The organism is Streptomyces sp. NPDC030799 (assembly GCF_055572255.1).
In genome coordinates, this window is record NZ_JBVIDS010000012.1 from 272,139 (window position 1) to 283,781 (window position 11,643).

General features: G+C 71.3%; 13 protein-coding genes. 2 read left to right on the plus strand and 11 right to left on the minus strand.

Annotated features, from left to right (window positions below; all coding sequences use genetic code 11):
* Window positions 1-2: 2 nt before the first annotated feature.
* The 6 genes from ACZ41I_RS29165 to ACZ41I_RS29190 all read right to left on the minus strand — a co-directional run bounded on the left by ACZ41I_RS29165 (window position 3) and on the right by ACZ41I_RS29190 (window position 7,292).
* Complete coding sequence (locus ACZ41I_RS29165) at window positions 3-2,249, minus strand: phosphotransferase (protein WP_468515466.1); 2,247 nt, start codon at window positions 2,247-2,249, stop codon at window positions 3-5.
* Between the two features lie 164 nt (window positions 2,250-2,413).
* Entirely contained in the window at window positions 2,414-3,139 is a 726-nt protein-coding gene (locus ACZ41I_RS29170) for an HAD family hydrolase (protein ID WP_363216970.1), read from the minus strand.
* Window positions 3,139-4,026, minus strand: a complete 888-nt coding sequence (locus ACZ41I_RS29175) for a winged helix-turn-helix domain-containing protein (RefSeq protein ID WP_468515467.1) — start codon at window positions 4,024-4,026, stop codon at window positions 3,139-3,141. Before ACZ41I_RS29175 ends, ACZ41I_RS29170 begins: the two co-directional genes overlap by 1 nt.
* Before the next feature lie 91 nt (window positions 4,027-4,117).
* Entirely contained in the window at window positions 4,118-5,029 is a 912-nt protein-coding gene (locus tag ACZ41I_RS29180) for a winged helix-turn-helix domain-containing protein (RefSeq protein WP_468515468.1), read from the minus strand.
* Window positions 5,030-5,330: 301 nt separating this feature from the next.
* Window positions 5,331-6,602, minus strand: a complete 1,272-nt coding sequence (locus ACZ41I_RS29185; RefSeq protein WP_468320635.1) for a GNAT family N-acetyltransferase — start codon at window positions 6,600-6,602, stop codon at window positions 5,331-5,333.
* Between the two features lie 51 nt (window positions 6,603-6,653).
* Window positions 6,654-7,292, minus strand: coding sequence for an RsiG family protein (locus ACZ41I_RS29190; RefSeq protein ID WP_468320638.1), 639 nt, complete (start codon window positions 7,290-7,292; stop codon window positions 6,654-6,656).
* A gap of 159 nt (window positions 7,293-7,451) precedes the next feature.
* Between ACZ41I_RS29190 and dtd the strand changes: the two genes are divergently transcribed.
* Window positions 7,452-7,877, plus strand: coding sequence for a D-aminoacyl-tRNA deacylase (dtd, locus tag ACZ41I_RS29195; RefSeq protein ID WP_363216986.1), 426 nt, complete (start codon window positions 7,452-7,454; stop codon window positions 7,875-7,877).
* Window positions 7,878-7,975: 98 nt separating this feature from the next.
* On the opposite strand, the gene ygfZ is transcribed toward dtd, so the two are convergent.
* Genes ygfZ through ACZ41I_RS29210 form a run of 3 tightly spaced genes read right to left on the minus strand, consistent with a single transcriptional unit; the run spans window position 7,976 to window position 9,996 of the window.
* Window positions 7,976-8,941: a CAF17-like 4Fe-4S cluster assembly/insertion protein YgfZ gene (gene ygfZ / locus ACZ41I_RS29200; protein WP_363216965.1), complete on the minus strand. Its 966-nt coding sequence runs from the start codon at window positions 8,939-8,941 to the stop codon at window positions 7,976-7,978.
* A gap of 9 nt (window positions 8,942-8,950) precedes the next feature.
* Window positions 8,951-9,388 (minus strand): Fur family transcriptional regulator, encoded by a 438-nt coding sequence (locus tag ACZ41I_RS29205; RefSeq protein WP_468515469.1) that lies wholly within the window; start codon window positions 9,386-9,388, stop codon window positions 8,951-8,953.
* Window positions 9,389-9,420: 32 nt separating this feature from the next.
* Window positions 9,421-9,996, minus strand: a complete 576-nt coding sequence (locus tag ACZ41I_RS29210) for a heme-binding beta-barrel domain-containing protein (RefSeq protein WP_363216964.1) — start codon at window positions 9,994-9,996, stop codon at window positions 9,421-9,423.
* A 311-nt stretch (window positions 9,997-10,307) separates the two neighbouring features.
* Between ACZ41I_RS29210 and ACZ41I_RS29215 the strand changes: the two genes are divergently transcribed.
* Window positions 10,308-10,466 (plus strand): hypothetical protein, encoded by a 159-nt coding sequence (locus ACZ41I_RS29215; RefSeq protein ID WP_363216963.1) that lies wholly within the window; start codon window positions 10,308-10,310, stop codon window positions 10,464-10,466.
* Here ACZ41I_RS29215 and ACZ41I_RS29220 read toward each other — a convergent pair whose 3' ends face one another.
* Both ACZ41I_RS29220 and ACZ41I_RS29225 read right to left on the minus strand, forming a co-directional pair.
* Window positions 10,467-10,661: a DUF397 domain-containing protein gene (locus ACZ41I_RS29220; RefSeq protein ID WP_468515470.1), complete on the minus strand. Its 195-nt coding sequence runs from the start codon at window positions 10,659-10,661 to the stop codon at window positions 10,467-10,469.
* Entirely contained in the window at window positions 10,643-11,485 is an 843-nt protein-coding gene (locus tag ACZ41I_RS29225) for a helix-turn-helix domain-containing protein (protein ID WP_399774517.1), read from the minus strand. The genes ACZ41I_RS29220 and ACZ41I_RS29225 overlap by 19 nt, the downstream gene beginning before the upstream one ends.
* Between the last annotated feature and the right edge of the window lie 158 nt (window positions 11,486-11,643).

The following is an 11,643-nucleotide window of genomic DNA, read 5'->3' on the forward strand; positions in this document are numbered from 1 at the left end:
GCCTACGCAGCCCCGCCCGGACGGGTCGGCCAGGCCAGGTTGCGGGCGAGGTAGGGGTCGGTCCGGCGGCGGGACGACAGGCCCAGGGAGGCGATGGCCGCTGCCAGGGTCATCGCGTACGACTCCACCGCGCGGCGGACGTTGGGCGCGTCCAGGCTGGTCCCGGTGACCAGCCGGTCCAGGTCGACGTAGGCGGAGCGGACGATCTCGATCCACCGGTACACCCGCCAGTCCTGCTGCCAGTCCCGGGTGAACCGGGCCGGCAGCAGGCTCTCCCAGCGGCGGAACATGCGGTCGCGGATCTCCGGCCGGGTCGGGGTCAGGTGCATGTGCCGGACCAGCTCGTACAGCGGGTCGCCGACCAGGGCCAGCTCCCAGTCGATGAGGGTCAGCGCCAGATCGTCGTCGCGGCGCACCAGGTTCCAGGGGTTGAGGTCGCCGTGCAGCAGGGCGGGCGCGCGGTCGGTGACCTCGTGCCGGGCGAGGATCTCGCGCAGCCGGGGCGCGTCGGGCAGGCCGAGGAAGCGGGCCAGCCGCTGGGACTGGCGGGGCAGCCCGGCCACCAGCGCGACCAGCTGGTCGCTGAGCCAGCCGTAGAAGCCGGGCCGGCCGGCCACCGGGTCGACCGGGGTGTAGTCGATCCCGGCCAGCGCGGCCAACTGGTCGACCAGGCGGTCCGCCTCGTGCGGGCGCAGCCCGTGCACCGGGTGATCGGGTCTGCGGCCGAGGTCGCGGCCGGCCTCGTAGGTGTGGACGGCGAACCGGTCACCGGCGTAGCGGTGGGCGGGATCGGTGGCGTGGCTCTCGCCGAGCGCCAGCACCCGCGGCGCGGCCACGGGTGCCCCGGACCGCTCGATCGCCGCGAGTACGGCGTGCTCGCTGAGGAAACTGCGCTCGCGCCGCAGGACGACGGTCGCCTCCCGGCGCACGACGACGGGGAAGGGCGCGCCGGGGACCTGGATCACCGTGTTGAGGTGCGCGGCGCCCTTGAAGACCCGCTCGGCCGGGGCGGCGCCCTCCAGGTACAGCGCGTCGGCGACCGCGGCGTGCCCGAACGCGGGGTGCTCGGGCACCCGCCGGTCCGGGGTCCAGGCGATGCCCCGGCGGGCGCGGCCCGTCGCGCCGGGCCGCCGGGCACCGGCCGAGACACCCCGCCGGAAGAGGATCCGCTCGATCTCCGGCTGCTCCGGCACCCGGCCGAGCCGCAGCGGCTCGGCCGCGCGGCGCAGGGCCGCGTGCACGGCGGCGGTGGCCTCGTCCAGGCGACGCCGGCCGCAGGAGTCCTCCAGGGAACGCGCGGCGCGGATCACGTCCGCGTAGAGCGACTGGGCGTGCTCGAAGGCGACGTAGTGGCGCAGGTCCTTGTGCAGTCCGGCCGCCGCCGCGGGCCGCACCCGGCGTACGGCCCGCTCCCAGGCCTCGGTGGCCTCGGGCCACTGGTGGTCGGGGTAGCGCATCCGCACCAGGTGGACGGCGAGGTCGTGCAACGGGTCGCCGTAGCCCGCCCGTGCCCAGTCCAGGCAGTGCAGCGGCACGTCACCGGCGGCCGGCACCACCAGGTTGCCGCGGTGCAGATCGCCGTGGAGCAGGCCGTACGGCCGCCGGGTCATCGCCGGCACCCGGTCGGCGAACCGCAGCAGGGCGTCCTCGGGCACGCCGAGGGCCGTGAACAGGCCGCCGTAGCGGCGCCAGTTGGGCCGGCGGATCTGCCGGTCGGCCTGGTGGGCGAGGGTGCGCAGGAAGGCCTGGGAGTCGGTGTGGTTGGCCGGCCAGGACGACGGCAGCGGCGGCAGCGCCGTGCCGCGCACCTGCGCGATGGCCGCGAGCAGCTCGGCCAGATCGGTCAGCAGGGGCCCGTCGACCGGTTTGCCGGGGCCGCACAGCTCGGCCAGCAAGGTGCCCTCGGCATGGCTGTGGAGGGCGAAGCCGTCCCCCTCCAGCAGGCACTCCGGCACGTTCGGCAGCACGGCCCGCACCGCCCGCAGGATCTCCGGCTCGCTCGCCCAGGTACGGATCACCACCGGCGGCACGTCCGGCCGCGGCACCCGCACGGTCACCAGGGTGCCCGGCTCCCGGCCGAGCAGCCGGGCCAGCGGCTCGGTCAGCGGCACCACATGGTTGTCGTGGTGGAAGCCGGAACCCCTCGGGCGGGTGGCGAGCGCACGGGCCAGGAACGCCCGGACGGCGTCCGCTGGAAATCTGCCGGCGTGCCCCCCGGCCGCGGCACGGGGAACAGGCGGTGCGCCCACTGGCCGCTCCGGGGTCGATCGCGCGGAAAGGAAGGGTCGGGCCCAGTCGAGCAGCCGGGCGGGTGGTCCGCCACTCGTCTGTGCCGGGCCGAGGGCCGGCTCGTTGCCGTTCCTCCCGCGCGGTTGTGCACGCGTCCGAGCGGTGACCCGGACGTGTCGGCATGCTAGCCGACCGGGCGGCTGCTCCGGAGCAACCGCAGCAGGGGCTGGAGCGACCGTACGACGTGCCGGGCGCCCGCCGCCCGCAGGAGTGCCTCCTTCGCCTCGCCACGCGCGTAGCCGAGGAACGGAACGCCCGCGGCACGGGCCGCGGCGAGGTCCGAGGGGGCGTCGCCGATCATCAGGGCGGCCGAGGGCGCGGCACCCATCGCGTTCAGGGCGCGGTTGAGGCACTGCGGGTCCGGCTTGAGGTGGTGCAGCTGCTCGGTGCGGCCGTACAGGTGCGGGCTGAAGCAGCCGGTGAGGCCGCGGGTCTCCAGATAGGTGCGGGCCGCCCGGGACGAGTTGTTGGTGGTGACGGCCAGCCGGGCGCCGACGGCGGTCCAGGTGCGGATCAGCGGGTCGGCGTAGGCAGTGGGCAGCGCGGAGGCCGCGGCCCGCAGCTCCTCCTGGGTGAGCCGCTCCTCCAGCCCGGCGACCAGGTCGCTGCCCGGGCATCTGCGGCCCACCGCGCGCAGCACGACCTGCGGGTCCAGCGTGTCCCGTTCGGTGTCGGTGAGCAGACCGTGCAGGCCCTGCCGCGCCAGCCACTCCACCAGGTCCGCGGCCACCCGTTCCGCCTTGTGCCCGGCGAAGAGGCGGCAGATGGGCCCGTCGAAGTCCCACAGCACGAACCGGGCCGGTGTGATCAGTTCCCGAAGCTTTTCGATCTCACTCGCATCAGAAGTCACTAGGAGAGTGTCAGGTCCGTCGTGATGGTTTCCCAGAGGGCGTCGAACCACTTCTGCGATTGCTCCACGAACGCCGCGTCCCGCTGCCCGGCCCGCTGTTTGAAGGAGAACAGCAGCGACTCGGAGCCGAGGGTGTCGTACATCTCCAGCGTCCCGCGGTCGGTGGGCTCCTCACGGCGCGTGATCATGTAGTGCGCGAAGAGCGCCTCCTCCCCGTTGAGCAGGTACAGCTTGACCGGAGGGGTGAACGGCAGCGCCCGGAAGGTGACGTGGACGTCGATGTCGTGGGTGCCGCGCAGCGCCTGGAGGTTGTACTGGAGCACCTGGCCCTGGGCGTTGCGCATCGCCAGCCAGCGCTGGTGGACGGCCTCGTCCTCCTCGCTCCCGGCGTCGACCGAGACCGGGAAGGCGAGGTTGATGTCCCGGGACGGCAGCAGGATGCGGGCGTCGATCCGCTCGGGGTGCAGCCGGCCCTCGTGGACCAGGCGCAGCGCCTCCCCGAGCGCCGGGATCAGGCTCTGCGCGGTCAGGCACACGGCGTCGATGCGCACATGCGGTGCCGCGAACGCCTCGGTCAGCCGGGGTGCGAGCGCCACCATCGTCGGCTGGGGCTCCTCCCGCTGCCACGCGGACTGCGGCTCGGCGACCCGGGGCGGGCTGCCCTTGCCGGCGCCGGCGAGCAGTCCGTCGCCCTGGAGCACCCGCAGCGCCTGGCGTACGGCACCCCGCTCGACCCCGAACTCCCCGGCCAGCTCGGCCTGGGTCGGCAGCCGCTCGCCGGGCCGCAGCACGCCGGTGCGGATGCGGGCGCGCAGGGTGTCGGCGATCTCCTGAGACGTGAGTTTTCTGCTGCCGTTCGCTGCCATATGCTCCTGGGTCACGGCCAAACGCTACAACTCGGATCCATCTAGGGGGAGTTGGCTGCCAACCTTTCCAAGTTGGCCGGTTCGCGAGGACGGGCCAGGGGACTCGGTCGGGCTAGGGGCTGAGGAGCAGCTCCGAGCTGATCGTCTCCCACAGCGCGTCGAACCACAGCCGCGACTGCTCCACGAACGCGGCGTCCCGCTGCCCGGCACGCCGCTCGAACGCGAACAGCATCGAGCGCGTGCCGTCGACGTCGTACAGCTCCAGGTGCGCGTGGTCGATCTCCCGTTCGCGCCGCCCGAGCGTGTAGTACGCGAACAACGCCTCGGAGCCGTTGAGCAGATACAGCTTGACCGGCGGGGTGAACGGCAGGGCCCGGAAGCAGACCCGTACGTCGACGCCGTGGGTGGCGTACAGGGCCTGCAGGTTCTGCCGCAGCACCAGGCCCTGGGCGTTGCGCTGGGCCAGCCAGCGGCGGTGCAGCAGACCGCGGTCGTCGGCGGCCACGGGCGCCGGGAAGGCGAGGTCGATGTCACGGCTGGGCAGCAGCACCCGGACGTCGATCTTGGCCGGTTTCAACCGCCTGGCGTGGATCTGTCGGAGCGGCTCCCCGATGGCCATCGTGAGCGAGACCGCGGTCAGGCACAGGGCGTCGATGCGCACGTGCGGGACGGCGAAGGCCTCCGCGATACGGGGCGCGAGGCTCACCATGGTGGGCTGCGGCGGCGCCGCCGGTCCGGCCGGCGGGCCCGCCGGCCCCGGCACCGCCGCCACCGTGGCCGGGCTGCCCTTGGAAACGTTGGTCAGCAGCCGCTCCGACTGCAGGATGCGCAACGCCTGCCGTACCGCGCCCCGTTCGACACCGAACTCGTCGGCCAGCGCGGCCTGCGTGGGCATGCGCTGGCCCGCCCGCAGCACACCGGACCTGATCCGGGTGCGCAGTTCGTCGGCGATGTCGCGGGACGCATGAGGCCGGTGTGACCTCGTCCGTCCATTGGCGGAGGCGTGCTCCGGGTCCACGGACAAACACTACAACTTCCCGCCAAGTTGCGGCAGTTCGCCGACGGCTGGTTATGAGTCGCTTCCCAACGGAGATAAGTACAGTGAAGTTGGCTGCCAACTTCACGACATGGTCAAGCTTCCCAGTGGTTGGCCGATCGGGCTCCCTTCCGGAGGGGAGCCGGGAGTCCGGACAGGGGACGGCCACCGAAGCGCACAGTCACAACTGAAGACGACCTCGCACAGCCACAACTGAACAGCGCAGCACAGCCACAACTGAACAGCTCGCTACGGATGAACGGTCAGCGCCACCGGGAGAGAGGAGCGGTCAGAAGATGTCCGGGCACCACGGCCGCCCGGGCGAGCGGAACAGGGCGTCGGCCTTCCGGGCGGCGCCCTCTCTTTCTTCCTGCACCCGGCCGAGCGCGACCAGCCGCAGCAGGGACTCACCCCCGAGCCAGACCGAGGCCAACTCGCCCACGTCCAGCGTCAGATCGGCGCTCGCGGTCGTCGGGGTGCAGGACGCCCCGTCGGGCGAGGCCTCCAGCCGGAACCGGCCCGCGGCGAGTCCTCCCCCGCGCTCGGCCTCGCTCGCGCGGGGGGACCCCCGTCCGTCCACGACCTCCAGGACGACCGCGCCCGCCCCGTCGTACGTCCGCGCCTCCAGGGCCCGTACGACGTCCAGGATCCGCAGCCAGAGCCAGTCCGCGTGCGAGATGATCCGTGCCGCGCGCGGGTCGGGAAGATAGCGCGGGAGCAGATCGTCGGGGCCTCGGTAGCCGCACTTGACCTTGGTGATCCAGTCGATGGAGCACAGGAAGTGCCACAGGGCGCGCTCGGCCGCCGTCGTGGTGGCGACGAGCCCCAGCACACTGGCGGTCTGATCCGGCTGCTTGCCGGTCCAGGTCTCGTCGGACTTGTACGCCACCAGCCCCTCGACCTCGCCATGGGCCGCGCGGTAGACGGCGTAGAAGGGCTCGGTCCAGTCGTCGTAGAAGCGGACCGCCCCGGTGTTCACCTGCCACCACAGCTCGTCGCGGCTGACCGCGCCGGGCTGCAGGCGGCGGAACCGCTCGAACAGCTCGGGGCCGAGCTTGCGCACGTCCTCGCCGTCCACCAGCTCGATCCGGCCTCCGTCACCCGGGCCCGACCAGCGGGGGTCGAGGCCCGCCCGGGGCACCTCGATGGTCCACTCGTTCGCCCAGGTGGCCGGACCGAAGCCGTAGCGGCCGTAGATCGGGTACTCGGCGGCGATCAGGGTGGCGACGACGTCACCGCGCTCCTTCGCCGCGGCCAGGTCCTGCGCCATCATGCGGCTCAGCAGACCGCGGCGGCGGTGGGTGGCGGTGACACTGACGTTGGTGATGGCGTCCGCGGGCACGGACGCGCCGCCGACCGCGGTCAGTTCCTGGGTGAAGGACCGGAAGGTGGCCACACAACGGCCGTCGTCGAAGGCCCCGAGCAGCCGGCCCGGCACGAACTGGCCGCGGCGGGCGTCGACCTGCTCAGGTGTCACGACGGGCGGCCGCAGAAACCCGACGGCATGGGCGCGCAGCCAGTCCTCGAACTCGGCCTCGGTGACGCTTCGGACGTCGCTCATGGGGTCACGGTAGGCGGCGCCCCCGGAACCTGTCGCCTGCATTTCGCCGACTCAGAGCAGCAGGTCGTCCACCTGGGCCTCGCCCACCCGGTAGCGGCGGGCGATCTCCGCGCTGCAGTCGTCGGTCGTGCGCTGCAGGTGCTGGCGGCGACGGGAGACCTCCTGCTCGTAGCGGACCAGGCGGCCCATGGCCATGGTCAGTTCCAGGTCCGTCCGCGCTTCCAGGTCCGACAACTCGACCTCGGCGAGCATCTCGGCGGCCAGTTGCCGGTACTCCTCGTTGTGCGGGGTGCCGAGCGTGACATGGCGGGCCGAGGAACGGTGCCGGGCCGGGGCGTCCTTGAGGATCTCCGGGAGCCGGTCGACCATGGAGCCGTCCGCCGGGGCGGGCACGGACGCCCGGCCGCGCCGGCACAGCTCGGCACGCAGGATGTCGATCCTGCCCTGCAGCAGCCGCCGCACATAGCTGAGGTCCGCCTCGTCGCGCTGGGCGTCGCGGCGCAGGGTGCGCAGCTCGGGCAGGCTCAGCCGGGCCAGGTCGGGCGCGGGAGGCTCGGCGGGCAGGGCCGGCTCCACGGAAAGGGTCGACTCCACGGAAAGGGCCGGCTCCACGGAGAGGGCCGACTCCGTCCCCTGCGCCCCCTGCGCCCCCTGCGTTTCCAGCCGCCCGCTGGTACTCGGTGTGCTCATGTGCTTCTGACCGTCCCCTCGACCGGCGTGTGGGAGCATCGTGCCACCCCAACTGGCCACTAAGTGACCGAGTGCCCCCGAACAGCCCCAGATGGGGGGTAAGAGATCTATATTGGACCCTCTATATCCGCGTACCGGGCACCCGGCATGATGGTCCGCATGCGTGCGGTGGTGCAGAGAGTGGACGGCGCGAGCGTCGTCGTGGACGGCGAGACGGTCGGCGCGATCGAGGGTGAGGGGCTGTGCGTCCTCGTCGGGGTGACCCATGAGGACACCAAGGAGAAGGCGGCGCAGCTGGCCCGCAAGCTCTGGTCGATCCGGATGCTGCAGGACGAGAGGTCATGCAGCGACATCGACGCCCCCCTGCTGGTCATCAGCCAGTTCACCCTCTACGGCGACGCCCGCAAGGGCCGCCGGCCCACCTGGAACGCGGCGGCTCCGGGTGACGTCGCCGAGCCGCTGGTGGACGAGGTCGTGGCCCAGCTGCGGGGACTGGGGGCGACGGTGGCCACGGGCCGCTTCGGCGCACAGATGCGGGTGTCTCTGACGAACGACGGGCCCTTTACGGTGCTGCTGGAGATTTAGGCACTACGACGGCGATGACCGCCCCGCAAGGGGCGCGGGGAACTGCGCGAGCAACCACCCCGGACCCGCAGCCGCCACACGGCCCCCGCCCCACGGCGCTACGGCTCGACCACGACCTCCTGCGCCGCCGCTGTCTCTCCGGCCAGGAGCCGCGCGTCGACGGGCACGTTCCGCTTCACCAGCGCCAGTGCCACCGGCCCCAGCTCGTGGTGCCGTACGGACGTCGTCACGAAGCCGATCTTCCGGCCCTCCGGCCCCTCGTCCGCGATGCGGATCTCCGTACCCGGCACCGGCAGATGGACGTCGCTGCCGTCGAGGTGCAGGAAGACCAGACGGCGCGGCGGCTTGCCCAGGTTCTGGACCCGGGCGACCGTCTCCTGCCCCCGGTAGCAGCCCTTCTGCAGATGCACGGCCGTACCGATCCAGCCCAGCTCGTGCGGAATCGTCCGGTGGTCGGTCTCGAAACCGAGCCGCGGCCGGTGGTGCTCGACGCGCAGCGCCTCGTGGGCGAGGAGCCCGGCGGCCGGGCCGTGCGTGGCCGCGAAGGACTCCAGGTCGGCACGCGGCAGGAACAGATCACGGCCGTACGCCGTCTCCCGTACGACGACCCCGTCCGGCACCTCGGCGATGGACCCGGCGGGCAGGTGCACCACGGCGATGTCACCCGTTCGGTCGGCGACCTCCACCCGGTAGAAGAACTTCATCGACTCCAGGTACGCGATCAGCGCGTCCTGCGTACCCGGCTCGACGTGCGCCCACACGGTCGTACCGTCGTCCACCAGGTACAGCGCGTGCTCGATGTGCCCGTGCGCGGACAGGATCAGCGCCTCGGTCGCCTCACCGGCCGGCAGCTCGCTGACGTGCTGGGTGAGGAGGAGGTGCAGCCAGCTCAACCGGTCGTCGCCGCTGACGGTGACGACGCCCCGGTGGGACAGGTCGACGAATCCGGTGCCGTCGGCGAGGGCGCGCTGCTCGCGGAACAGGTCGCCGTAGTGGGCGGCGACGCCTTCGTCCACGCCCTCGGCGGGGACGGCGCCGGGCAGGGTCAGCAGGGGGCTCTTCATAGGGCCAGCCTACGACGTGGTAGTTGAACTCTTCAGGGAACAGTCCTTGCACCGGCCGAAGATCGCGAAGTGCTTCATGTCGGTGTCGAACCCGAACTGCGCGCGCAGCTTCGCCGTGAACTCGGAGGCGACGTCCACATCGGCCTCGATCACGTTCTCGCAGTCCCGGCACACCAGGTGCAGATGGTGGTGGCGGTCGGCGAGGTGGTAGGTCGGCGCACCGTGCCCCAGATGGGCGTGGCTGACCAGGCCCAGCTCCTCCAGCAGCTCCAGGGTCCGGTAGACCGTGGAAATGTTGACCCCCGACGCCGTCTTCCTCACCTCGCTGAGGATGTCGTCGGGGGTCGCGTGCTCAAGGGTGTCCACGGCTTCGAGGACAAGCTGCCGCTGCGGCGTCAGCCGGTAGCCGCGCTGCCTGAGGTCGCTCTTCCAGTCAGTGCTCACCACACCACAGAGTCTAGGACCACTTGGTGCGGGGCCTACTTGAAGAAAGCGATCCCGTCGTCCGGGAGGTCGTCCGGGAGGGCCTTGGCCCAGCGCTCGACGTCCTCCGGGGTGACGACCTTCTTCAGGTGGGCCGACATGTAGGGGCGGAGCTCGACCTCGGGGGTCTGCTTCTCGCCGACCCACATGAGGTCGCTCTTGACGTAGCCGTAGAGCCGCTTGCCACCGCTGTAGGGCTGCGAGGCGGCCGTCCGGGCGACGGCGTCCGTGACCAGGTCGATCTGCGGCTTCTTGTCGGCCATCTCGCCGTACCAGATCTCGATGACACCGTCGTCGCGGGTCATCGTCACCTCGACCTTGCGGTCGGCGTCGATCCGCCAGAAGCCGTGCTCCGACTCCAGCGGGCGGACCTTGTTGCCGTCGTTGTCCAGCACCCAGGTCTGGGAGTGGTACTCCAGGAAGTCCCGGCCGTCGTGGGTGAAGCTGACCTCCTGGCCGAAGTTGCACTTCTCCGAGCCGGGGAAGTCGTGCACGCCCGCACCGGCCCAGTTGCCGAGCAGGAAGGCGAGCGGGACGAGGTCCTTGTGCAGGTCGGACGGGATCTCGATCATGAGGGGCGTTTCCTGGGTGGGAGTGGTCAGCGCTGGCCCTGGTACAGCTTCTTCACGGTCAGACCGGCGAAGGCGAGCACGCCGACGCAGACCAGGACCAGCAGGGTTTCGAAGAAGATCTCCACGGGTGCTCCTTGAGCGAGGGTGGGCATACGACAGAGCCGGGGCCCAGCTTACGCGGCCCTGCTCGGGCTCTCTTGACGAGGTGGGCCGACCAGGGCCCCGGCCCCATTCAGCCCGCCCGGCTCGCCCCGGCACCGGCCGGCACCGAACCTTGATCCAGGTCCCACCTGAGATTCGGAGAGAAGAGCATGCTCAAGGTGCTGCGCACGATGGCGACGGGTGTGGCTGCCGGGCTGTTGCTGGCGGTCATGCCGACCACTGCCCACGCCCAGAACGATGATTCTGCGGCCCTGTCAGACGTCACAGACCTGGTGGGCACCCCCCTGAACGCAGGACTCTTCGGCTGATCAGCCCCGCTTGACTCCGTCCACGAAGGCGGACCAGGCGCCCGCGCCGATCAGCAGGGAGGTGCGGGTGGTGTCCTTGCTGTCGCGGACGGGGACGAGGGGAAGGTTGTCAGCGACCTCGACGCAGTTGCCGCCGTCCGAGTTGCTGTACGAGCTCTTGCGCCAGGTCACGTTGCTCAGGTCGATGGCTCGCATGGCGCTTCCTCCAACATCCGCAAGATGAACGTTCGCGACTCGGCGGGGCTCAACGCCAGGTCGCGCACGTCATCATAGGTGCGCTGCAGACGCCCAACCCTGGTTGTTTCCTCGATGAGTTCACCCCGCACGTCGTTCTCTACGTAGGCCACGGTACGACCGTCGGGCAGATGGAGGAACATGGTGTCGGTGCTGTCCATGCCGTGCAGACCGGCGCCGAAGGGCAGCACGTAGAGGGTGATGTTCGGGCGCTCCGCAGCCTGCGCCAGATACGTGAGCTGCTCACGCCACTCGCCGGGGTCACGCAGCGAGTTGCGCAGCACCGCTTCCCAGAGAATGACTCGAAACGGCGGTGCGCAGTTGCCCTCCAGCACGTGCCGCCGTCCGATGCGCGCACCCACCTGCTGATCCAGCTCCTCCCCGCTGAGGCCACCCGCGGCGAGTGCTTCTCGCGCGTATCCCGCCGTCTGCAGCAGCCCCGGCGGTCGGCTTACGGAGTACTGCCACAGGCTCACCGCCTCGGCCTCCGCCACCATGTACCGCCGATACCGCTCCTTGAACTGCGTCGGGTCCGCCATCGCCAACTCCCAGAGGGTCAGCAGCAATCGCCCCGTGCCGTAGTACTGGTCCAGCGCCTGCGCCACCTCCGGCCCGCCCAGTGTGTGGCCGTTCTCCAGCTTGCCGAAGAGGGACGCGTCCCAGCCCACCGCGTCGGCCAGCGTCCGCAGGCTCACGCCCCGGGCGGCCCGCAGTAACCGCAGCTCCTCGGCGAAACGAACCCTCGGCTCCTGGCTTCGCCCCGTGATCGCCCTCCGCTGCGGCACCGCGCCCTCCCTGCTTGTGGAATTTGTGGAATTTGGGCCGCCGCCTGTGGCACTAGCCGCCATTCCGCTCGTGTCCGTCTCCGCCCTGGACCATCCTCGTATCAGCCCAGGAGCACGCAGAGTAGTGCAACTGTCGCATTCCGTATAGAAGTTGAGCA